General features: G+C 71.9%; 18 protein-coding genes. 1 reads left to right on the top strand and 17 read right to left on the bottom strand.

The window, feature by feature from the left end; all coding sequences use genetic code 11:
- Positions 1–7: 7 nt before the first annotated feature.
- From ACIQZN_RS00320 to ACIQZN_RS00245, 16 genes are all read right to left on the bottom strand, one after another.
- Positions 8–1,183 carry a sugar phosphate isomerase/epimerase family protein gene (locus ACIQZN_RS00320; RefSeq protein ID WP_403986081.1) on the bottom strand — a complete coding sequence of 392 codons (1,176 nt, stop codon included), beginning with the start codon at positions 1,181–1,183 and terminating at the stop codon, positions 8–10.
- Positions 1,184–1,189: 6 nt separating this feature from the next.
- Positions 1,190–2,614: a nucleotide pyrophosphatase/phosphodiesterase family protein gene (locus tag ACIQZN_RS00315; protein ID WP_403986078.1), complete on the bottom strand. Its 1,425-nt coding sequence runs from the start codon at positions 2,612–2,614 to the stop codon at positions 1,190–1,192.
- Positions 2,611–3,786, bottom strand: a complete 1,176-nt coding sequence (gene eboE, locus ACIQZN_RS00310) for a metabolite traffic protein EboE (RefSeq protein ID WP_403986075.1) — start codon at positions 3,784–3,786, stop codon at positions 2,611–2,613. Before eboE ends, ACIQZN_RS00315 begins: the two co-directional genes overlap by 4 nt.
- 4 nt (positions 3,787–3,790) lie before the next feature.
- Positions 3,791–4,639 (bottom strand): TatD family hydrolase, encoded by an 849-nt coding sequence (locus ACIQZN_RS00305; RefSeq protein ID WP_403986072.1) that lies wholly within the window; start codon positions 4,637–4,639, stop codon positions 3,791–3,793.
- A complete protein-coding gene (locus ACIQZN_RS00300; protein WP_403986069.1) occupies positions 4,639–5,307 on the bottom strand; it encodes an EboA domain-containing protein in 669 nt (222 codons plus the stop codon). Before ACIQZN_RS00300 ends, ACIQZN_RS00305 begins: the two co-directional genes overlap by 1 nt.
- Before the next feature lie 21 nt (positions 5,308–5,328).
- Positions 5,329–6,186, bottom strand: a complete 858-nt coding sequence (locus tag ACIQZN_RS00295) for a sugar phosphate isomerase/epimerase family protein (protein WP_403986066.1) — start codon at positions 6,184–6,186, stop codon at positions 5,329–5,331.
- Positions 6,183–7,067, bottom strand: a complete 885-nt coding sequence (locus ACIQZN_RS00290) for an SCO3242 family prenyltransferase (protein WP_403986063.1) — start codon at positions 7,065–7,067, stop codon at positions 6,183–6,185. The genes ACIQZN_RS00295 and ACIQZN_RS00290 overlap by 4 nt, the downstream gene beginning before the upstream one ends.
- Positions 7,064–8,182, bottom strand: a complete 1,119-nt coding sequence (locus ACIQZN_RS00285) for an inositol-3-phosphate synthase (RefSeq protein WP_403986060.1) — start codon at positions 8,180–8,182, stop codon at positions 7,064–7,066. The genes ACIQZN_RS00290 and ACIQZN_RS00285 overlap by 4 nt, the downstream gene beginning before the upstream one ends.
- A gap of 114 nt (positions 8,183–8,296) precedes the next feature.
- The gene (locus tag ACIQZN_RS00280; protein ID WP_403986057.1) at positions 8,297–12,010 is read right to left on the bottom strand and encodes a ThuA domain-containing protein; all 3,714 of its coding nucleotides are present in this window, start codon (positions 12,008–12,010) and stop codon (positions 8,297–8,299) included.
- A 279-nt stretch (positions 12,011–12,289) separates the two neighbouring features.
- Positions 12,290–13,294: a sugar phosphate isomerase/epimerase family protein gene (locus ACIQZN_RS00275; RefSeq protein WP_403986054.1), complete on the bottom strand. Its 1,005-nt coding sequence runs from the start codon at positions 13,292–13,294 to the stop codon at positions 12,290–12,292.
- Between the two features lie 14 nt (positions 13,295–13,308).
- Positions 13,309–14,520, bottom strand: coding sequence for a Gfo/Idh/MocA family protein (locus ACIQZN_RS00270; RefSeq protein WP_403986051.1), 1,212 nt, complete (start codon positions 14,518–14,520; stop codon positions 13,309–13,311).
- Between the two features lie 50 nt (positions 14,521–14,570).
- Entirely contained in the window at positions 14,571–15,611 is a 1,041-nt protein-coding gene (locus tag ACIQZN_RS00265; RefSeq protein ID WP_403986048.1) for a substrate-binding domain-containing protein, read from the bottom strand.
- Between the two features lie 56 nt (positions 15,612–15,667).
- Positions 15,668–16,702 (bottom strand): ABC transporter permease, encoded by a 1,035-nt coding sequence (locus tag ACIQZN_RS00260; RefSeq protein WP_403986045.1) that lies wholly within the window; start codon positions 16,700–16,702, stop codon positions 15,668–15,670.
- Positions 16,699–18,225, bottom strand: a complete 1,527-nt coding sequence (locus ACIQZN_RS00255; protein WP_403986042.1) for a sugar ABC transporter ATP-binding protein — start codon at positions 18,223–18,225, stop codon at positions 16,699–16,701. Before ACIQZN_RS00255 ends, ACIQZN_RS00260 begins: the two co-directional genes overlap by 4 nt.
- A gap of 64 nt (positions 18,226–18,289) precedes the next feature.
- Complete coding sequence (locus tag ACIQZN_RS00250; protein WP_403986039.1) at positions 18,290–19,471, bottom strand: ROK family protein; 1,182 nt, start codon at positions 19,469–19,471, stop codon at positions 18,290–18,292.
- Positions 19,472–19,639: 168 nt separating this feature from the next.
- Positions 19,640–20,590, bottom strand: a complete 951-nt coding sequence (locus ACIQZN_RS00245; protein ID WP_403986036.1) for a beta-ketoacyl-ACP synthase III — start codon at positions 20,588–20,590, stop codon at positions 19,640–19,642.
- A gap of 272 nt (positions 20,591–20,862) precedes the next feature.
- On the opposite strand from ACIQZN_RS00245, the gene fdhD reads away from it, so the two are divergent.
- Positions 20,863–21,699, top strand: a complete 837-nt coding sequence (fdhD, locus tag ACIQZN_RS00240) for a formate dehydrogenase accessory sulfurtransferase FdhD (protein WP_403986033.1) — start codon at positions 20,863–20,865, stop codon at positions 21,697–21,699.
- Here the strand turns inward: fdhD and ACIQZN_RS00235 are convergent.
- Positions 21,696–22,706 (bottom strand): bile acid:sodium symporter family protein, encoded by a 1,011-nt coding sequence (locus ACIQZN_RS00235; protein WP_403986030.1) that lies wholly within the window; start codon positions 22,704–22,706, stop codon positions 21,696–21,698. The genes fdhD and ACIQZN_RS00235 overlap by 4 nt on opposite strands.
- Positions 22,707–22,817 lie beyond the last annotated feature (111 nt).

Genomic DNA, 22,817 nt, shown 5'->3' with positions numbered 1-22,817 from the left:
CCTCTCCCTACTTGCGCAGCGCCGCGATGCCCTCGTAGCCGATCCGCGCGTGGTTCAGGGACTGCGCGAGGTCGGTCGAGCTCGGTGCGTTGTCCTGCTCGACCATCGGGTTGCGGTAGCGCGCCTCTCCGACGCGGCTGAAGAACGTCCGGTAGTCGATGATTCCGGTGCCGAACGGGACCATGTCGTAGCCGTCGCCACTGGTGGTGTTGGCGACGCCGTCCTTGGCGTGGAACAGCGGGTAGCGCTTGTTGTTGCGGCGGACCAGGGCCGCCGGGTCGAAGACGTTCTCCTGCTGCGAGCCGTCAAGGGCGGTGTAGGTGTGGAACTTGTACTGGGCGACGTGCGCCCAGAAGATGTCCATCTCCAGCCAGACGGCCTTCGGGTCGGTGACCTTCAGGAAGTATTCGAGCTTGCGGACACCGGAGCTGCGGGTGGGCCGTCCCTGCGCGTCCAGCGGTCCGCCGTCGAGCAGGAAGCCGTAGGCCGCGTCGTGGTTGTGCGTGTACAGCTTGATGCCCGCACGGCGAGCGATCTCCCCCAGCGCGTTCCACTTGTCGGCGGCCACGTCCCAGTCGGCCCGGTAGGCGCTGCCCGTGGGGTCGCCACCGGTGCCCATGTGCTCCATGCCGAGGATGTTCGTTATCTCCAGGTGCCGCTTGAACTCGTCCAGGTCGCTCTGGCTCAGCGGCCAGGACGACGGGATGAATCCGTGGTTGCCCTGGGCGCGCAGGCCGTATTCGTCCAGCCAGGAGCGCAGGAGCTTCGCGCCTGCCACCGTTTCGAGGTTGCTGCCGCCGGGTGCGTTGGCGTGCTGGCCGTAGCCGGCGAACTCGACCTGCCGGTAGCCGAAGCGGGCCAGCTGCTTGAAGACCTCGCGGAAGCCCGAGGGGAGATCGGTGCTGAGCGGGTCCCGGCCCGTGGCGTCGCGCACGGTGTACAGGATGATGCCCCGCTTGTCCGCCGGGACGAGAGCCTGCCCGTGCCCGTGGCCATGGTCGTGCCCGTGGTCGTGCCCGTGACCGTGGCCCTGGTGGGCGAAGGCGGGCGAGGCGCCGAAGACGGGCGCGGCGATGGCCGTCGCCGCGGCGGCGGTGCAGGTGCTGAGGAAGCGGCGGCGGTTGACGCCGAGGCTGCGGCGCAGGCCGTCTTCCGTTCCAGGTGCGTCGTTGTACGCGGTCATGGTGTCCTACCTTCGTTCTGGGCTCGACGGGTCCCCTGGGAGACCGGCCAGCGTGAGGAGCAGGGACTTCACTTCGGTGGCCCGGACGGGTCCGGTGAACGCGTGGGGGGTGGAGCAGAGGATGAGCGGCCCTTCTTCGTCGCTCGGGGGGAGGCGGCCGTGGCTGCCCCGTATCGGTGAGGGATCGAGCGGCACGACGGCGAGGCGGTAGCGCATGCCGAGCTTCTTGCGGGCGATGGCCGTGGCCGCCTTGACCCGGACGTACGGGTCCTCGGGGTCCATGAAGAGCTCGACGGGGTCGTAGCCGGGTTTGCGGTGGATCTCGACGAGCTGCGCGAAGTCGGGCGCGCGGTCGTCGTCGAGCCAGTAGTAGTACGTGAACCAGGCGTCCGGGTCCGCGACGGCGACCAGCTCTCCCGAGCGGGGATGGTCCAGACCGTGCGCCTTCTTGCCCTCGTCGTCGAGGAGGAGGTCGATGCCCGGGAGCCCGTCCAGGGCCTCGCGGGCGGCTTCGAGGTCTTCGGGCCGGCGTACGTAGATGTGCGCGATCTGGTGGTCGGCGACGGCGAAGGCCCTCGACGTCATCGGGTCCAGGTACTCCATGCCGTCCTGGGTGTGGACCTCCAGGAGTCCGGCGCGGCGCAGCGCCCGGTTGATGTCGACGGGCCGGTCGACCCGGGTGATGCCGTATTCGGAGAGGGCGACGACGGTACGTCCCTCGCGGCGGGCGTCGTCCAGGAGCGGGGCCACCGCGCGGTCCAGGTCGGCCGCGGCCCGGAAGGCGCGCGGGTCGTCGGGGCCGTAGCGCTGGAGGTCGTAGTCGAGGTGGGGGAGATAGCAGAGGGCGAGGTCGGGGTGGCGGGTGTCCAGGATGTGGCGGGTGGCGTCAATGATCCACTGGGAGGAGACGAGGTCGGCGCCGGGGCCCCAGAAGTGGAAGAGGGGGAACGTGCCGAGCTTCTCGGTGAGTTCGTCGTGCAGGGCCGGCGGGCGGGTGTAGCAGTCGGGTTCCTTGCGGCCGTCGGCGTAGTAGACGGGGCGGGGCGTGACGGTGTAGTCGGTGTCGGCACCCATGGCGTACCACCAGCAGATGTTGGCCACCGTGTATCCGGGGTGGGCGCGGCGGGCGGCGTCCCAGAGCTTGTCGCCGGCGACGAGGCCGTTGTGCTGGCGCCACAGCAGGACGTCGCCGAGTTCGCGGAAGTACCAGCCGTTGGCGACGATGCCGTGCTCGGCGGGGGTGGTGCCGGTGAGGAAGGTGGACTGGGCGGCGCAGGTGACGGCGGGCAGGACGGTGCCGAGCGGGGCCCGGGTGCCGGACTGTCCCAGGGCCTTGAGGTGGGGCATGTGGTCGAGGAGGCGGGGGGTGAGCCCGACGACGTCGAGGACGAGGAGGGGGGTGGGTGGGGCGGCCGCCCCTGCGGTGGTCATGGCAGCTCCTTGAGGCCGAGGTCGGTCAGGAGGTCGCGGGCGAGGGCGAGTTCGGCGGCGATGCCCTCGGCGAGCTGGGCGCGGGTGCGGGGGCGCAGTCCGGCGGGAAGCGCCTGCCAGGTGTAGGTCTCGACCTCCAGGTGCCGGGTGAGCGGCCTGGCACCGCCGACGAGCCGGCCCAGCGCGGCGCGGAGGACGGGGAGCGTGGAGGTGAGCGGGGGTGCGGGCGGTGCGTGCAGCGGTACGTGGAAGTGGGCGCGCCACGGGGTGCTGTCGGTGAGGACCTCGCCGGTGACGGCTTCGTCGAGGTCGTCGGTGCCACGCAGTCCGGCGGCGGTGGCGGTCCGGGTCTGGTGGAGGAAGCGTGGTTCGGCGAAGGCCGCGAGGGCGTTGCGCACCTCGGGGAGATGGGGGTGTTCGGCGTGCAGGGCGGCGGACAGCTGCGCCTTGACGGTGGGTATCCCGGCCTCGGTGAGGGCGTCGATGGCGGTGTCCGGGTCTTCGAAGGACGTGGCGAGGTGGCAGGTGTCGACGCAGACGCCGATGCGCGGGTGGCCGACGGCGGTGAGGGGGGCGATGGCGTCGGCGGTGGTTTCGACGGTGCATCCGGGTTCGGGTTCGAGGCCGATCCGGATGGACTTGCCGGTGAGTTCGGCGAGTAGGTCGAGGTGTCCGCCGAGGGTGGTGAGCGCGTCGAGTGCGGTGCGGGCCGCTTCGGGATCGCCCGAGTACGGGGTGCGCCAGGCCAGGGGCAGGGTGGAGATGGTGCCCTCGGTGACGTCGTCGGGCAGGAGCGCCGCGAGCAGCCGGGCCAGGTCGGTGGTGTGGGTGAGCCGTTCGGGGTCCGTCCAGTCCGGTTTGTAGACCCGGTACTTGACCTCTTCGGCGCCGAAGCCCTCGTACGGGAAGCCGTTGAGGGTGACGACTTCGAGTCCGCGGCGGTCGAGCTCGGCGCGCAGGGAGCGCAGTTGCGAGGGATCGTCGATGAGGGTGCGGGCGGCGTCCCGGGCGAGCCAGAGGCCGATGCCGATGCGGTCGCGCCCGAGCTTCCTGCGTACGGATTCGCAGTGGTCGCGGAGTTGGGCGAGGACGCCGTCCAGGGTTTCGGCGGGATGGACGTTGGTGCAGTACGCGAGGTGGACGACGGTTCCGTCGGGGTGGCGGAAGCGCATGGGCTCACTCCCCTCCGCGCAGGATGGAGTTGCCCTCGTGGAGTGGTCGGGGTGAGGGGGTGTCGAGGTGGAGGCGGCCGCTCTGTCCGTAGAAGGCGACGGGGTTGCGCCAGAGGACCTGGTCGACGTCGTCGTCGGTGAAGCCGGCGGTGAGCATGGCGTCGGCTACCCGGCGGGTCTTGAGCGGGTCGCTCCTGCCCCAGTCCGCCGCGGAATTGACGAGGACCTTCTCGGTGCCGTGCAGCTTGAGGACGGCGACCATGCGGTCCTCGTCCATCTTGGTGTCGGGGTAGATGGAGAACCCGGCCCAGCAGCCGCTGTCCAGGGCGTCCTTGACCGTCGTCTCGTTGAGGTGGTCGAGCAGGACGAGCTCGGGAGCGAGGTTCGACTCTCGTACGACGTCGATGGTGCGGCGCAGGCCGGTGAGCTTGTCGCGGTGCGGGGTGTGGACGAGGGCGGGCAGGCCGTGGTCGGCGGCGAGCTGGAGCTGGGCGGCCAGTGCGTGGTCCTCGGCCGGGGTCATCGAGTCGTAGCCGATCTCCCCGACGGCGACGACGGAGTCCTTGACGAGGTAGCGGGGCAGGGCGTCGAGGACGGGGGTGCAGCGGGGGTCGTTCGCCTCTTTGGGGTTGAGGGCGAGCGTGCAGTGGTGGGCGATGCCGTACTGGGCGGCGCGGAAGGGCTCCCACCCGAGGAGGCCGTCGAAGTAGTCGAAGAAGCTGGCGGGCGAGGTGCGGGGCTGGCCGAGCCAGAAGGAGGGTTCGACCAGCGCGCGGACCCCGGCGTCGTACATCGCCTGATAGTCGTCCGTGGTGCGCGAGGTCATGTGGATGTGGGGGTCGAAGATGCGCATCAGGTCTCCTCCGTGGGGGCGGTGGAAGCGGCGGGGCCGGGTGCCGTGAGGGCGAGGACGTGGTGCAGGCCGGCGGGGACGGGGCGGCCGGCCGCGATGCGTTCGGACGCGAAGTCGCCGAGCATCCGGGCGAGTTCGGCGTCGCCGCGTGATCTTCGGGCCAGGTCGTCGACGGCTTCGACGGGGACGCCGGTGAACAGGCACTTGAGGACGGCGTGGCGCCAGCCGTGCGGATCGAGGTGGGCCGCGGCGTACGGTCCGACGGCTGCGGTGACGAGGGTGGTGTCGTTGGTGCGCAGGGCGTCCTCGACGAGGGGCAGGGCGGCCGGGCCGAGGTCCAGTGCCGGCAGGGCGAGCAGAACGGCCCGGCGTTCGGCGGCGGTGCCCTGTTCGTAGAGGCGGGTCAGGACCGGCAGGCCGGCGCGGGCCTCGACGAGCAGCAGGGCGCGTACGGAGTCGGCGTGTTCGAGTCCGCAGTGCCGCCCGGCGGCGGCGTACCTCAGCTCCCACGGCGGTACGCCGTAGCCGTCCGCGGGTGCGGTGTCCAGGTGGGATGCGGCGTGGGCCGCCTCGGCGAGGGCCTCGTCGAGCCAGGCGCGCGCGGCTCCGCCGAGCAGGGTGTCGAGTTCCTCGCGCGTCAGGGACGGGTTCTTCGGGGTGTGCGTCACGGCGTGCTCCCTTCGGCGGTCTCAGCGGTTCGACGGGCGGTGCTTGTTCAGGAAGTCGAGGGAGGAGCATGCCAGTTCGGGGCCCGCGTGGGAGTGGCGGGGCAGTTCGACGACGGTGAGCCCGGCGTATCCGCTGCTCCCGAGGGCGTCGAGGGCGGCGAGGACGGGCGGAAAGTCGATCTCGCCGTCGCCGAAGGGCAGGTGCTCGTGGACGCCGCGCCGCATGTCCTCGATCTGTACATGGCGCAGCCAGGGGGCGGCGTCGCGCACGCAGTCGACGGGCGGGGCGGGCTCCAGGCACTGGCAGTGGCCGATGTCGAGAGTGAGGCCGAGGGGCTCGGGGTCGCCGCTGAGCACCCGGAGGTGGTGGAAGCCGGCGAGGTCGGCGAGGAGGTGCCCGGGCTCCGGCTCGATCGCCAGGGGGACCCCGGCCCGATCGGCGGCGCGGAGGACCGGGTCGAGGGCGCCGGTGAGCCGCTGCCAGGCGGCGTCGGGTGGCGTGCCCGGGGGCGTGAGGCCGCTGAAGCAGTGCACCGCGTGGGCGCCGAGGTCGGCGGCGACGTCGACGGCCCGGACGAGGAGCGCGGTCCTGGCCGCGCGGGCGTCGGGGTCCGGGTCCAGGAGCGAGGGCCCGTGCTTGCGGCGCGGGTCCAGGACGTAGCGGGCGCCGGTCTCGACGGTGACGCCGAGCCCCAGCTGCTGGAGCCGGGCGGCGACGCGGCGGGTGCGGGCGGCGAGGTCCGGGGCCATCGGGTCGAGGTGCATGTGGTCGAGGGTCAGGCCGACGCCGTCGTAGCCGAGGTCGGCGAGGAGGGCGAGGGCGTCGTCCAGTCGGAGGTCGGTGAGGCCGTTGGTTCCGTAGCCGAGGCGGAGGGTCATGTGGGGCTCACCTTCCGGGAGAGGGCGCGGGCGAGCGGGACGAGGCCCATGACGGCGAGGGCGGGACCCACGGCTCCGGCGCGTGCGGCGAGCGCGGCCTGGAGGGGGATCATCGCCCGGATGCCGCTGCCGACGGCGCGCTGGGTGAGGGGTGGCGACGGGTTGAGCGCGGCGTGCGTGAGGGGGCGTGCGGCGGTGCGGAGGTAGGCGCCGGTGAGCGCGGTGAGGAGGAGCCCGGCGGGGGCGCTGCGAGGGGCCCGCCGTTCGTGCGTCAGGGCGCCGCCGATCCCGGCGGCGGCCGTGAGCGCGGCGACGGGCGCGGAGGTGGAGCCGCCCTGCGTCTCGTGGCGCGAGACGGCGGTGACCGCGTAGGTGTGCGCGCCGAGCAGCGCGGCGGCGGGCAGGGCGGCGCGGGTGGCCCGCAGCGCCGGACCCCGCCCGGTGGCCGCCGCTCCCAGCAGCAGGTCCAGGCCCCGCGCCGCCGCCATCGCGGCCGGGCCCGCCGGGGTGTGCTTGAGGCGGAGGTCGTACGCCCAGACGGTGGCCGCGAGGCCGGTGGCCACGCCCAGGGCCGGGCGGCCCGCGCGGGCGGCGAGCACCGCGCCGGCCACGGTCAGGGCGCCGGCCGCGGTGAGGGCCGCGCGGGGCGTGATCCGGCCCGAGGGAATCGGCCGGTGCGGGCGGTCGACGGCGTCCTCGTCGCGGTCGGCCCAGTCGTTGAGCGCCATGCCGGCCTCGTACAGGCAGAGCGAGGCGCCCATCGCAAGGGCTGTGGAGCGGTCGGGGCGCCGGCCGGCGGCCGCGGCGCCCGCGAGGGCGTCTCCGGGGACGGTGAACAGGGCGGAGATCCGCAGCAGTTCCGCCCAGTCGCGTGCCGTCACCGGTCACCCCGGAGCCGATCGGCGAAGGCCAGCAGCGCCTGGTACTGCTCGAACAGTGCGGCCGGTCCGCCGTCCGGGTCCTTGAAGTAGAAGCCGAGTTCGGGCCGGGGGCCGGTCAGGCCCGCCTCGTGGGCCCGGGCCAGCAGTCGGGCCAGGTCGAGGACCAGGGGCGCGGCCAGGGCGGAGTCGCAGCCCTGCCAGGTGGTCTGGAGCACCATGCGGGCTCCGAGGAACCCGTCGAACGCGATGTGGTCCCAGGCGGTCTTCCAGTCGCCGAGTGCCGGGACGTCGTCGATGTGTACCTCACCCTCGGGGGCGGTGCCGAGCGTGTCGGCGAGGACGCGTTCCTTGCCGGCGTTCTTCGCCGCGGCGGCGGCCGGGTCGGCGAGCGTGGCCCCGTCCCCGCCGCCCAGCAGGTTGGTGCCGGACCAGGCCCGTACGGGCAGGGCGCGCTGGACGAACATCGGGGCGAGCACGGACCGCAGCAGGGTCTGGCCCGTCTTGCCGTCGCGGCCGGCGTACGGCAGCCCCGAAGCGGCGACGGCGTCCTGGAGGGCGGGTGCGCCCAGGCCGGTGGAGGGGGTGAAGTTCACGTACGGGCAGCCGGCCCGGAGCGCGGCGGCGGCGTAGAGCGAGCTGGCGGGCAGCCGTACGGCGCCGGGGGCGGGCACGGGCTCGGTGGAGGAGACGTTGACGACGACGGTCCTGGCCAGGCGGTTGCGTCGGCCGAAGTCGGTGAGGTCGGCGGCGAACGCAGCGATGAGTTCCTCGTCGGTGCGGGTGTCGCCGGGTAGGGGCCCGCCGATACGTATCTCCGCTTCGGCGGCGCCGAGTTCGGCCCGTACGGCCGAAGGGAGGCCGTGCGGGAGTACTCCCCCGGCGGCCAGTGCCTCGGCCCGTTTGGGGAGGGGGCAGTCCAGGGTGTCGTGGCCGCCGAAGACGAGGGAGGTGACGGGTGGCAGGCCGCTGTCGGCGAACGGGGCGGTCTCGGTGACCATGCCGGCGGCCGGGTGGAGTCCCGCCGCGACCGCCGCGGCTCCCGCTGTGGCGGTGGTGGCGACGGAGCCGTGTGCTCCGATGAACCAGACTCCGGTACGTACGGCGGTTGCTGACACGAGCTGCCTCCCTGACTGGGGGTCCTGGCTGGGTCGGTCCGGTGGCGCTGTACGGGAGAGGGAGGGCGGCGGGCGGGATTGCGGGCCCGCCCGCCGCCGGTCGGGAAACCCGCCCTACGCCGAGGGCAGTTCCTTCAGCTGGATGTTGCGGAAGGACACCTGGTCGTCCGCCCCGTGGTTCTGGAGGCCGATGTAGCCGTCCTTGAGGCTGCGGACCGGGTCGGTGTTGGTGAAGTCGTTGATCTTCACGCCGTTGAGGAAGATCTGGAGCCGTTCACCCCGCACCTTGATCTCGTAGCTGTTCCACTGCCCCGGCGGGCGCAGCACCTGGTCGCGGGCCTTGGTGTCGGCCGCCTTGAAGGTGTAGACGGAGCCGGTGGTGCGGTCGACGGCGTCGGAGGCGTCGATCTGGACCTCGTAGCCGTTGTTCACCGCGGACCAGGGGTCGTCGGACTCCGGGAAGCCGACGAAGACACCGGAGTTGTCGTCGCCCGCCAGCTTCCAGTCGAGCTTCAGGGAGTACGACTTCAGCTCCTTGGCCTGGTAGGTCAGCAGGCCCATGCCACCTTCGGAGCGCAGTTCGCCGTCGACCACGTCGAACTTCCCGGGGCCTGCCTGCTTCCAGCCTTCGAGCGTCTTGCCGTTGAAGATCGACCGGTAGCCGGTGTCGGGCTTGCAGTCGCCCTTGACCTGGCCGGCGGCGTACCGCATCCCGCCCAGGAGAAGCTTTTGGAAGTCCGCGTCGGCGTACGACTCCTTGGTGTGGCCGAGGCCCGTGTAGAAGGAGCGGCCTCCCTCGTAGGTCTGGCACCAGGTGATCGGGTGATCGCCCTTCATGGTGCCGCCGGTGTAGGTGGTCTCGTCGAGCGTGGCGAGGACCTTGACCTTGTCGCGCGGGTCGGTGCGGTAGTTGTACAGCTCGTCGGCCCGCTGCCATTCGTCGCCCAGGTGGGCGGTGGCCGGGTGCTGGTGGTCCTCGACGCGGACGGTGACGGGCTGGATGGCGGGGTGGCCGGAGAAGTAGGCGCCGACGAGTCCGCCGTAGAACGCCCAGTCGTACTCGGTGTCGGCGGCGGCGTGGACGCCCAGGTAGCCGCCGCCGGTCCTGATGTAGTTCTCGAACGCCTTCTGCTGGTCGGCGTTGAGGACGTCACCGGTGGTCGACATGAACACGACGGCGTCATAGCGGGCCAGGTTGGCGGTGGTGAACTGGCCCGCCTCCTCGGTGGCGTCGACCGTGATGTTGCTGTCCTTGCCGAGTTCCTTCAGCGCGGCGATTCCCTCGGGGATCGCGTCGTGGCGGAATCCGGCCGTCTTGGAGAAGACCAGGACGCGCTTGGCGGTCTTGTCGGGCGGGGTGTTGGAGAGCTCGAAGTCGTCGATGTCGTAGAGCGCGCCTTCGCCGCCCTTGAACACCAGGAAGAGTTCGGTGGCCTTCTTCGGGACGCCGCGCAGCGGGACGTCGATGTCCTGGAAGGTCTCCCAGCCGCCGGTCACCGGCACCGGTGCGGAGCCGAGGATCGTTCCGGTCGGCGAGCCGGTGCGCACTTCGAGGAATCCGCCGGCGCCGCCGGAGGAGATCCGGGCGGTGAGCTTGGTGGAGTCGCCGAGGATGTACGGCTTGAAGGAGATCCAGTCGTCGTTCTCGATGTCGCCGACGGTCTTGCCGCCTTCGGCGTTCGCCTTGTCGTAGGTCTTGATGCCGGACGAGTCGGTGAAGTGCTCGGCCTGGCGGTGGCGCGGCTGGAGCTGCGACTGGTCGTGGCCGGTCAGTGCGGCCTGGCCGCCGCCTCCGCCGTCGGTGTACGAGGCGTCGATGACGCCGAAGATGTTGGCGTTGGGGTCGTGCCCGCCGTCCATCTCGGTCTTGATGGTGCCGGTGCAGCCGTGCTCCGAGGTGATGGGGTGGCCGTGGCTGTCGTGGCCGAGGACGAAGCGGACCTCGATCTTGGAGCAGTCGATCGTGCCGTCCTCGGGATCGGTGACGGTCACCTTGAAGGGAATGGTGTCACCGAAGGTGAACAGCTGTCCGTCGCCCGGGAGTTCCAGCTTCACCGTGGGTGCCGTGTTACCGACGGTCACATGCACGCTGGCCGCTCCGGTGCGGCCCGAGGGGTCCTTGGCGGTGACGGTGGCGGTGTAGGTGCCGTTCTTCTTGTACGTGTACGTGGGGTTCGCGGCCGTGGACGTTCCTCCGTCGCCGAAGTCCCAGGCGTACGTGAGGGCGTCGCCGTCGCCATCGGTGGTGCCGGCGGAGGAGAACCGCACCTTCAGGGGCGCGGTGCCCGACGTCTTGTCGGCGGCGGCCTCGGCGATCGGGGAGCGTCCGCCGGTGGCGTTCTCGATGCGGTACAGGGCGGAGTTCTCGTCGCCGCCGAACCAGGAGAGGCCGTAGTCCAGGACGTACAGCGCCCCGTCGGGTCCGAAGGCCATGTCCATGATCTGGGTACCGGACCAGGGGACGTCGTTGATGGACTCGACCTTGCCGTCGGCGTCCTGCTCGATCCGCTTGATCCACTGGCGGCCGAACTCACCGGCGAAGAAGTCCCCGTCGTACGCCTCGGGGAACTTCACGGGCGAGTCGAGGTCCGCGTCGTAGTGGTAGACCGGTCCGCCCATCGGGGACTCCGAGCCGGTGCCGAACTCCGGGACGGACCCACCGTCGTACGGGATCCAGGCGGCCTGGGCCGGGGGCAGGTCGACCAGGCCGGTGTTGTGCGGCGAGGTGTTCTTCGGGGCCGCGCAGTCGAAGGCGGCGCCGGAGGTCTTGGTGGCGAAGTCGTAGTCCATGTAGGGGTCGTTCGCACCGGTGCAGTACGGCCAGCCGAAGTTGCCGGCCTTCGTGACCCGGGCGAACTCGACCTGCCCCGCGGGCCCCCGCTTGGGGTCGGCCGCGCCGGCGTCCGGCCCGTAGTCGCCCACGTAGACGATGCCGGTCGCCTTGTCGACGGAGAAGCGGAACGGGTTGCGGAAGCCCATCGCGTAGATCTCGGGACGGGTCTTGTCCGTCCCCGGCGCGAAGAGGTTGCCGTCCGGGACGGTGTACGAGCCGTCGTCCGCGACCTTGATGCGGAGGATCTTGCCGCGCAGGTCGTTGCTGTTGCCCGCGGAGCGGCGGGCGTCGAACGCCGGGTTGCGGTCCGGGCGTTCGTCGATGGGCGTGAAGCCGTCGGAGGCGAAGGGGTTGGTGTCGTCGCCGGTCGACAGGTACAGGTTGCCGTCGGCGTCGAAGTCGATGTCCCCGCCGACGTGGCAGCACATACCGCGGGACGTCTTGACGTCGAGGACCTTCTTCTCGCTGCCGAGATCCAGCGTGCCGTCCTCGTTGAGGACGAAGCGGGAGAGCCGGTTGACCCCGTCGAAGGGGGCGAAGTCGGCGGCGGTGCCGGTCTCGGGCGCGTCGCCCGCCGGGGTGTCCAGCGGGGGTGCGTAGTAGAGGTAGATCGCCCGGTTCTCGCTGAACTTCGGGTCGACGCCGATGCCCTGGAGGCCTTCCTCGTCGTGCGAGTAGACCGGGATGACGCCGGAGACCTTGGTGTTCCCCGCGCTGTCGGTGATGCGCAGCTCGCCGCTGCGCGAGGTGTGCAGCACGCTGCGGTCGGGGAGCACGGCCAGCGACATGGGCTCGCCGGTCTCGGCGGCGCCCTTGGCGAGGGTGACCTGCTGGAAGTCGGCGGCCGGCGCGGGTGCGGGCTCCTCGTGGGCGGCGGCCGTGCCCGAGGCGGCGCTCAGGCCGAGGGTGGCGGCGGCCAGCAGACCGCCGGTGAACAGGGCGAGGGATTTTCGGATGCGGAGCCTGGTGCGGCTGCCGCTGCGGGTGGTGTGCACGTGTCCTCCGGAGGTTGCCGGTTGTGCGGGCGGTGATGCCGTGCCGTTCGCGCGGGGACTGCCGCGCAGGTCAGCCGGGCCCGTGCGACGCCGGTGACAGGAAAGTGACGCTGGTCTATGTCAGGGACATGCCAGCACGGTAGGCCTGTTCGTCCAGGACGGAAAGCCCTTGTGCGCAGAGTTGCCGGACTTTTTCCTGGCTGAGGACAAAGCGGGATGAGGGCAGGGCGGAGCGGCCCGGCGGCGCGTGTGGACCGCCGGGCGCCGTCGCGAGGGAGATCAGTCACTGCCCCCGAACGCCGCGTCGAAGGATGCGCTCGGCGGGTCGAAGTCGTACCGCTTCAGCGAGGCCAGCGCCTCCGGGGCGCCCGCAAGGCGGTCCATGCCGGCGTCCTCCCACTCCACGGACACGGGGCCCTCGTAGCCGATGGACCGCAGCATCCGGAAGACGTCCTCCCAGGGCACGTCCCCATGGCCGGCCGAGACGAAGTCCCAGCCCCTGCGCGGGTCGCCCCAGGGCAGATGGGAGCCGAGGCGGCCGTTGCGGCCGTCCAGGCGCTTGCGGGCCTCCTTGCAGTCCACGTGGTAGATCCGGTCCCGGAAGTCGTACAGGAAGCCGACCGGGTCCAGGTCCTGCCAGACGAAGTGGCTCGGGTCGAAGTTGAGGCCGAAGGCCGGGCGGTGGTCCACCGCTTCGAGCGCGCGGTGCGTGGTCCAGTAGTCGTACGCGATCTCGCTGGGGTGGACCTCGTGGGCGAAGCGCACGCCCTCCGCGTCGAAGACGTCCAGGACCGGGTTCCAGCGCTCCGCGAAGTCCTCGTAGCCGCGCTCGATCATGTGCGGCGGGACCGGCGGGAACATCGCCACCAGGTGCCAGATCGACGATCCCGTGAAGCCGATGACGGTGTCCACGCCGAAGGCGGCGGCCGCCCGCGCGGTGTCCGCCATCTCGGCGGCGGCCCGCCGGCGCACCCCCTCCGGCTCACCGTCGCCCCAGATGCGGGCGGGCAGGATGCCCTGGTGGCGTTCGTCGATGGGGTGGTCGCAGACGGCTTGGCCCACCAGGTGGTTGGAGACCGCCCAGCACTTCAGGCCGTACTTGTCGAGGAGTTGGCGGCGGCCGTCCAGGTACGCCGGGTCGGCGAGGGCCTTGTCCACCTCGAAGTGGTCGCCCCAACAGGCGAGTTCGAGGCCGTCGTACCCGAAGTCGCGGGCGTGCCGGCAGACCTCCTCCAGGGGCAGGTCGGCCCACTGGCCGGTGAAGAGAGTGAAGGGACGGGGCATGGGGACGGGACCTCCTAGAGCGTTACGGGGGTGAGGACGGAGTACTTCGCGGCGCTCTCCTCCACCGCGGCCAGCACCCGCTGCACCTGAAGGCCGTCCGCGAACGTCGGAACCTCCGGGGCGCCCCCGGCGATGGCGCACACCACGTCCCGGGCCTGGTGGACGAAGGTGTGCTCGTAACCGAGGGTGTGGCCCGGCGGCCACCACGCCTCCAGGTACGGGTGCTCGGGCTCGGTGACGAGGACGCGCCGGAAGCCGGCCGTGGCGGCGGGTTCGGTGTGGTCGTGGAAGGACAGTTCGTTGAGGCGCTCCAGGTCGAAGGCGAGCGAGCCGCGCTCCCCGTTGATCTCCAGGCGCAGAGCGTTCTTGCGGCCGGCCGCCATCCGCGTCACCTCGAACGACGCCAGGGCGCCGGAGGCGAGCCGGCCGCTGAAGGCGGCGGCGTCGTCCACGGTGACCGGGCCGGTGTCCCCGGCCGCCGCCCCGCCGCCGAGACCCCCGGCCGGTCCCGCGGGCCGAGGGCGTTCACGTACGAAGGTCTCGGTCAGCGCCGACACCGCGACCAGCGGCTCCCCCGCGAGGTACTGCGCGAGGTCCACGACGTGCGCCCCGAGGTCGCCGAGTGCGCCGGAGCCCGCGCGGTCCTTGTCCAGGCGCCAGGTGAGCGGCGACGCGGGGTCGGTCAGCCAGTCCTGGAGGTAGACGGCGCGCACATGGCGCAGGGCGCCGAGGCGGCCGTCCTCGATGAGCCGGCGGGCGTGGGCGAGGGCGGGCACCCGGCGGTAGTTGAAGCCGACGAAGGCCGACCGGCCCAGGGCGGCGGCGCGCCCGGCCGCCGCCGTCATGGCCTCCGCCTCGGCCACGGTGTTGGCGAGCGGCTTCTCGCAGAGGACGTGCTTGCCGGCCTCCAGGGCGGCGACGGCGATCTCCGCGTGGCTGTCGCCGGGCGTGCAGATGTCGACCAGGTGCACGTCGTCGCGGGCGATCAGGGCGCGCCAGTCGGTCTCGGCGGCGGCCCAGCCGTGCCGCCCGGCCGCCGCCTCGACCGCGGTGCGGTCGCGTCCGCAGACCGCGGCGAGGACCGGCCGCATCGGCAGGTCGAAGACGTGTCCTGCGGTGCGCCACCCCTGGGAGTGGGCGGCGCCCATGAACGCGTATCCGACCATGCCGATCCCGAGCGTCGGCGGCGCTCCCGTCTCCTGCTGTGTCTGATCCCTCTGGGCCATCCGGGGCTTCCTCCTCGTCGGTGGTTCGGCGGGTGCGGCGGCGGTGCGGCTCAGTTGAAGCCCGTCGGCAGGTACTGGTCGACGTTGTCCTTGGTGACGACGGCGGAGTACAGGGTGAGGCTGGTGGGGATCTCCAGCTCGGAGAGGCCGGACACCCCCTTGGACTGGCCGAGGGCACGGGCCAGGTCGATGGCGGAGGCAGCCATGGTCGGCGGGTAGAGGACGGTGGCCTTCAGGACGGTGTTGCCGGCCTTGATGGCGTCCATGGCGGACTTGGCCCCGGCGCCGCCGACCATCATGAACTCGTCGCGCCCGGCCTGCTCGATCGCGCGCAGGGCGCCCACGCCCTGGTCGTCGTCGTGGTTCCACAGGGCGTCGAACTTCTTCTGGGCCTGGAGGAGTTGGGCCATCTTGGCCTGACCCGACTCCACGGTGAAGTCGGCCGCCTGACGGGCCACCAGTTCGATGTTGGAGTAGTTCTTCAGCGCGTCGGCGAAGCCCTTGCTGCGCTGCTTGGTGAGTTCCAGGTTGTCGATCCCGGCGAGCTCGACGACCTTGGCGTTCTTCTTGTCCTTGAGCTGTTCGCCGATGTAGGTACCGGCGTTGAGGCCCATGCCGTAGTTGTCGCCGCCGATCCAGCAGCGGTACGCCTGCGGCGACGCGAAGATGCGGTCCAGGTTGATGACGGGGATGCCCGCCCGCATGGCCTCCAGGCCGACCTGGGTGAGGGCCTTGCCGTCTGCGGGCAGCACGACCAGGACGTCGACCTTCTTGTTGATGAGGGTCTTGACCTGGCCGATCTGGGCGGCGGTGTCGTTGGAGCCCTCGGTGGTCTCCAGGGTGACCTCGGAGTACTTCTTCGCCCGGGACCTGGCCTGCTCGTTGATGGCGTTGAGCCAGCCGTGGTCGGCCTGGGGCCCCGCGAAGCCGATGGTGACGGGCCTGCCCGGCTTGTCGTCGGCGGCGGGCGCCCCGCTCTGCGCGGGCGCGTCCTTCTCCTTGGGGTCGTTGCTGGTGCACGCGGTGAGGAGGGCGCCGGCGGAGACGGCTGCGGTACCGAACAGGAGCCCTCTGCGACTGGTTTGAGGCATGGCGGTGGAACCCTTCATCCGGGGTGGGTGTGCGGAAGGTGGACGGGCCGGGCGGTTCAGGTCTCGGTGCGGGCGGTGCGGCTCTGGACGAGGACGGCGGCGACGATGATCGCGCCCTTGGCGATCTGCTGAACATCGCTCTGGAGGTTGTTGAGCGCGAAGATGTTGGTGATCGTGGTGAAGATCAGGACGCCGAGGACGGAGCCGGTGATGGTGCCGCGTCCGCCGCTGAGGAGGGTGCCGCCGATGATCGCGGCGGCGATGGCGTCGAGTTCGTAGAGGTTGCCCGCGGTGTTCTGGCCGGAGCCGGACAGGATGATCAGCATGAAGGCGGCGATGCCGCAGCAGAGCCCGGACAGCAGGTAGAGGTAGAGCCGCTGCCTGCGGACGTCGATGCCGGCGAGCCGGGCCGCTTCGGCGTTGCCGCCGATGGCGACGGTGCGGCGGCCGAAGGTCGTACGGTTCAGCAGCAGCCAGCCGGCGACGGTGACCGCCGCGAAGATCAGGACGAGCGGCGGGATGCCGAGGACGTAGGAGTCCGGGAGCCCCAGGTCCAGGACCGCGTCGACGGTGACCATCTGGGTCTTGCCGTCGGTGATCATGAGGGCGACCCCGCGCGCCGAGGCGAGCATCGCCAGCGTCGCGATGAACGGCACCACCCTCCCGTACGCGATGAGCACCCCGTTGACCAGACCGGCGCCCAGGCCGACGAGTACGGCGGTGAACAGGATGCCCGCGAGCCCGTACTCCTGGGTGGCGACCGTGCTCGCCCAGACGGAGGCCAGGGCGACCATCGCGCCGACCGAGAGGTCGATGCCGCCCGAGGTGATGACGAAGGTCACGCCGACGGTGACGACCCCGATCACCGACGCCTGGGTCAGGACGAGTTGGAGGTTTCCGGTGTCCAGGAAGGCGTCGGGTTCGGTGAATCCGCCGACGGCCACCAGCACGGCGAGGATGCCGAGCAGGGACAGGGTGTGCAGGTCCAGGCGCAGCCCGGGGACGCGCCGGGCTCCGGGCTTCTTCAGGGTCACGGGGGCGGGGGCCTGGTCCGGCCCGCTCTGCCGCGCCGTGGGAACGGGGTGGGTCATGACGTCGGGCTCCCTTCCATCACGAGGTCGAGTACGCGGTGCTCGTCCAGCTCCGTGGCGTCGGCGGTGTGCACCACACGCCCCTCGCGCAGGACGAGCACCCGGTCGGCGAGGCCCAGGACTTCGGGCACTTCGCTGGAGACGAGCAGCACGGCCAGCCCTTCGTCGGCCAGCCGGCGGATCACGGCGTAGAGCTCGGCGCGGGCGCCGACGTCCACACCACGGGTCGGTTCGTCCAGCAGCAGGACCCGGCAGCCGCGCAGCAGCCAGCGGGCCAGGACCGCCTTCTGCTGGTTGCCGCCGGAGAGGTTGCGCACGGGGGTGTCCGGGTTGTCGGGGTGCAGCGACAGGGCCCGGGTGGCCTCGCCCGCCGCCCTGCGTTCCGCGATGCGGTCCAGCCAACCGGCCCTGGAGTAACGGGACATGGTGGACAGCGAGACGTTACGGGTGACGGATTCGAGCATCAGCAGGGCCTGGGCCTTGCGTTCCTCGGGGGCGAGGCCGATGCCGGCGGCGACGGCGGAGCGCACGCTCCCGGGCCGCAGCGCCTTCCCGTCGACGGTGACCCGGCCGGCGGTGGCCCGGCGCGCCCCGTAGACCGTCTCCAGGATCTCGGAGCGCCCGGAGCCGACGAGTCCGGCGAGGCCGACGATCTCCCCGGGCCGGACCTCCAGATCGACCGGGGCGAACTCCCCGTCCCTGGCGAGCCCTTCGACGGTGAGAACGGGTGCGGCCTCGGCGCGCCCGGCGGGCGGCGGGGTGCGGGGCGGGAAGACGTACTCCACCTTGCGGCCCGTCATCAGCGCCACGATGTCGTGCGTCGGGGTGGTCTCGGCGGGCAGCCCGGCGGCGACGGCACGGCCGTCCTTGAGCACCGTCACCCGGTCGCCGATGCGGCGGATCTCCTCCAGGCGGTGCGAGATGTAGACGACGGCGACGCCCTCGGCGGTGAGTGAGGCGATGATCCGGAAGAGGTTGCCGACCTCGTCGGGGTCGAGCGCGGCGGACGGCTCGTCCATCACGATGAGGCGCACGTCGTGCGAGAGCGCCCGGGCCATGGAGACGATCTGCTGCTGGGCGGCGGAGAGTTCACCGACCGGGCGGGCCGGGTCGATCTCCGGGTGACCGAGCCTCGCCAGCAGGGCGGCGGCCTCGGCACGGGCGCGGCGGGAGCGGACGACGAAGCCGGCGCTGGTGAACTCGTGCCCCAGGAAGACGTTCTCGGCGACCGACAGGCCCCGGACCAGGTCGAGTTCCTGGTAGATGGTGGCGATGCCGAGGCGCATCGCGGCCATGGGCGACTTGAGTTCGGCGGGTTCGCCGCGCCAGGTGATCGCGCCGTCGTCGGGCTGGTGGGCGCCGGCCAGGACCTTGATGAGGGTGGACTTGCCGGCCCCGTTCTGGCCGAGCAGGCAGTGCACTTCGCCGGCCTGGACCTCCAGGTCGACGCCGTCCAGGGCGCGGACGCCGGGGAAGGACTTGGTGATGCCGGACATGGTGAGCAGGGGTGGTTGCGGAGCCATGACGAATCCCCTCGGCGGACGAGGTGTGGGTGTGTGGGGCCGGCCGCTCGGGCGGGCGGGCGGGTCAGACGGGTGAGAAGAGGTGGTCGCTGATGAGCCTGGCCGCGCCGGTGACTCCGGCGGCGGGTCCCAGCTCGCCCAGGACGATCGGTAGGTTGCCGGTGGCCAGCGGCAGGGAGCGCCGGTAGACCTGGGCCCGGACGGCGGCCAGCAGGGTGTGGCCGAGTCCGGTCACCCCGCCGCCGATCACCACCAGGGTGGGGTTGAAGAAGCTGACGAGGCCCGCGATGACCTGGCCGACGCGGTTGCCGCCCTCGCGGATCAGGAGGAGCGAGGCGGCGTCCCCGGCGGCCGCGGCGGCGGCCACGTCCGCGGCGGTGAGCCGGCCGGACGCCTTCAGGCGGGCCGCGAGCTCCTCGGACCGTCCGGCGCGGGCCGCGTCCTCGGCGTCCCGGGCGAGCGCGGCGCCGCTGAAGTGGGCTTCCAGGCAGCCCTTGTTGCCGCAGGCGCAGAGCCGGCCGCCGGGTTCGACCTGGATGTGCCCGATGTCGCCGGCGCTGCCCGTCGCGCCCCGGTGGACGGTGCCGCCGACGACGATGCCGCAGCCGATGCCCGTACCGATCTTGACGCAGAGGAAGTCGCCGACCGAACGGGCGACGCCCGCATGCTGCTCCCCCAGGGCCATCAGGTTCACGTCGTTGTCGACCATGACCGGGCAGCCCAGCTCCTGGCTGAGTGCCTCACGGACCGGGAAGCCGTCCCAGCCGGGCATGATCGGGGGTGCGACGGGGACGCCCTCGGGGAAGCGGACCGGTCCGGGGACGCCGATCCCGGCGCCGTCGAAGCTGTCGGCGAGCCCGGCGTCCCGGAGCTTCGTCGCCATGGACAGCACCTGCTCGAAGACCGCGACGGGCCCTTCGCGTACGTCCATGGGGTGGTTGAGGTGGCCCAGGACCTCCAGCTCCGCGTTGGTGACCGCCACGTCGACGTGGGTGGCGCCGATGTCGACGCCGAGGAAGCGCAGGTGCGGGGCGAGCCGGATGTTGTGCGAGCGGCGTCCGCCCCGGGACGCGGCGAGCCCGTCGGCGACGACGAGTCCGGTCTCCAGCAGCCGGTCGACCTCGACGGCCAGCTTGGACCGGGAGAGGTCGACCTGATCGCCCAGCTTCGCCCGGGAGTTGGGCCCACCGTCGCGCAACAGCTTGAGCAGTCGCGCCTGGTGGGCGTTCGCGGGTCGTGCCGTCATTCGTCTCACGCGCCCCTCCCGCCTCGTCGGCCTGTCCGTCGGGCTTGGGAGGGGAACGTAGCAGCGCTCGGCGGGACTGGGAAGAAGTCGCGCAGAAATCCGGCGAACTTTCTCCACTCCGAGGACAAAGGGCCGGGCTACGCGACAACGGGCTGGGCTACGCGTGGCTCACGGGCAGCTGATCACCTGTCCCGCGTAGCTGAGGTTGCCGCCGAAGCCGAAGAGGAGCACGGGCGCGCCGCCGGGGATCTCGCCCCGTTCGACCAGCTTGGACAGGGCCATGGGGATGGAGGCGGCGGAGGTGTTGCCGGAGTCGACCACGTCGCGCGCGACGACGGCGTTGACCGCGCCGATCTTCCGGGCGACCGGCTCGATGATCCGCAGGTTGGCCTGGTGCAGGACGACCGCGGCCAGGTCCTCCGGGGTGAGGCCCGCCTTCTCGCACACCTTGCGGGCGATGGGGGGCAGCTGGGTGGTGGCCCAGCGGTACACGGACTGGCCCTCCTGTGCGAAGCGCGGCGGCGTCCCCTCGATGCGGACCGCGTCCCCCATCCCCGGGACCGAGCCCCACAGCACCGGTCCGATGCCGGGGCGCTCCGCGTCGGGCGGGTCGGCGACGACGACGGCCGCACCTGCGCCGTCCCCCATCAGCACACAGCTGGAACGATCCGTCCAGTCGACGATGTCGCCCATCTTGTCGGCGCCGATGACCAGGGCGCGGGTGGCGGCACCGGCCCGCAGCGCGTGGTCGGCGGTGGCGAGGGCGTGGGTGAAGCCGGAGCACACCACGTTGATGTCCATCACCGCGGGCGCCTCCATACCGAGGCGGGCGGCGACCCGGGCCGACATGCTCGGCGAGCGGTCGATGGCGGTGGAGGTGGCGACCAGCACGAGGTCGATGTCGGACGGCTGGAGACCGGCCGAGGCGAGAGCCTTGGCCGCCGCGTGCGCGGCCAGCTCGTCCACCGGCTCGTCGGGACCGCCGATGTGGCGGGTCCTGATGCCGACCCGGCTGGTGATCCACTCGTCACTGGTGTCGACCATGGCCGCCAGATCGTGGTTGGTGAGCACCTTGGCGGGCTGGTAGTGGCCGAGCGCCACGACACGTGAGCCGGTCATAAAACAGGGTCCCCTCGCTCCATCTGTCAGGAACCAACCAGTCTTGGTCGCTACCGCCCGGTACGGGGGCAGGTGATCCCACAGGAATACCGGCCCCGGCTTGGAGGGCTCGACACCACCCCCGGTGGCCGGCGCCCGGCCCCTCCCGTTGCGGCACCGCGCCGGAGGTGCAGGACAATGGCAGCGTCGGGCGCACCGCCGGTGCGGCCCAAGCCCCCTCACACACAGAAATCCCAAGCCCCCTCACACACAGAAATACGGGTCCAACGGTCATGGGACGGGTCACCGAGCGCCGCCGCACCATCCGCATCCGGGACGGGGCCGTCTCCACCCGCCCCGACACCCTCGTCGCCGAGGAGCCCCTCGAGATCCGGCTGAACGGGAAGCCGCTGGCCATCACCATGCGCACCCCGGGCGACGACTTCGCGCTGGCGGCGGGCTTCCTGGTCAGCGAGGGCGTGATCGGTGACCAGGGCGATGTGCGGTCGATCGTGTACTGCGCGGGCGCGACCGCCGACGGGGTCAACACGTACAACGTGGTGGACGTGCGGCTCGCACCGGGTGCCGAGGTCCCCGACATCACGCTGGAGCGCAACGTCTACACCACGTCGTCCTGCGGGCTGTGCGGCAAGGCGAGCCTGGACGCCGTCCGCACCACGACCCGGCACCCCGTCGCCGACACTCCCCCGCTGCTGCTGGCCCCCGCCCTGCTGGCCGCACTGCCCGACCGGCTGCGGGCCTCGCAGCGGGTCTTCGACCGGACCGGGGGCCTGCACGCGGCGGCGCTGTTCTCGGAGACCGGCGAGCTGATGGACGTACGGGAGGACGTCGGGCGGCACAACGCGGTCGACAAGCTGGTGGGCCGGGCGCTGACGGACGGGCGGCTGCCGCTGTCCCGGTCGGTCCTGCTGGTGTCGGGGCGTGCCTCGTTCGAGCTGGCGCAGAAGGCGGTGATGGCCGGGATACCGGTGCTGGCGGCCGTCTCGGCACCCTCGTCCCTCGCCGTCGACCTGGCAGCCGAGACGGGCCTGACCCTGGTCGGCTTCCTGCGGGGTCCCTCGATGAACGTGTACGCCGGAGAGCACCGCATCGCGCTGGACGCGGGCTAGGACACCGGCGCGGCTTCGGGCGACACGGCGTCCTGACCGTCGCGGGCGCGCCGCTTGGCGATGACCGCGCAGACCATCAGCTGCATCTGGTGGAAGAGCATCAGCGGCAGGACCGCCAGGCTCGCCTGTGCGCCGAAGAGGACGCTGGCCATGGGCAGCCCGGAGGCCAGGCTCTTCTTGGACCCGGCGAACTGGATCGCGACGCGGTCGGCGCGGCCGAAGCCGAGGCGCTTCGCGCCGTACCAGGTCACCGTGAGCATCAGCGCGAGCAGCACCGCCTCGGCGGCGAGGAGGGCGCCGAGCCGGACCGGGGTCACCTGGTGCCAGATGCCGGCGACCATGCCCTCGCTGAACGCGGTGTAGACGACGAGCAGGATCGAGCCCCGGTCGACGAATCCGAGGACCTTGCGGTGGCGGGCGACGAAGCCCCCGATGCGGCGGCGCAGCAGCTGGCCCAAGGCGAACGGAAGCAGCAGCTGGACGCCGATCTTCAGCAGGGCCCCGCCGGAGAACCCGCCCCCGTCGCCGCCGAGCAGCGCGGCGGCGAGAAGCGGGGTGAGGAAGATCCCGGCGACCGAGGAGAAGGACCCCGCGCAGATCGCGGCGGGCACGTTTCCCCGGGCGATCGAGGTGAAGGCGATCGAGGACTGGATGGTCGAGGGGACCAGGCACAGGAAGAGGAAGCCGCTCTGCAACTGCGGCGACAGGACGTACGGCACGAGGCCCGCGCTCGCCAGCCCCAGCAGCGGGAAGACGACGAAGGTGCAGGCCAGGACCGTGAGGTGGAGCCGCCAGTGGCGCAGCCCGTCCAGCGCCTCGGCCGTGGACAGGCGCGCCCCGTACAGGAAGAAGAGGAGCGCGACCGCGCCCGTGGAGGCGCCGCCGGCCACCTCGGCGGCCGGGCCCGAGGCCGGCAGCAGCGCCGCGAGGACGACGGTGCCGATCAGCGCCGCTATGTACGGGTCGACCGGCAGCCAGGACGGCGGCTGCGGGATGCGGCGGCTCATGTGACCACGTTTCTCTCGTTCAGGGTCGGGGCGTTCCCGGGAACCATCCTGCTCGGAGGCCCTCCGATCGGGAAACCCGTACACCGCTCTGACTGCCATCACGATCCGCGA

It is taken from the genome of Streptomyces sp. NPDC097595 (assembly GCF_044761525.1).
GTDB classification, from domain to species: domain Bacteria; phylum Actinomycetota; class Actinomycetes; order Streptomycetales; family Streptomycetaceae; genus Streptomyces; species Streptomyces drozdowiczii_A.
The sequence above is the reverse complement of the archived record's forward strand: the minus strand, read 5'-3'. Positions and strand labels throughout refer to the sequence as shown.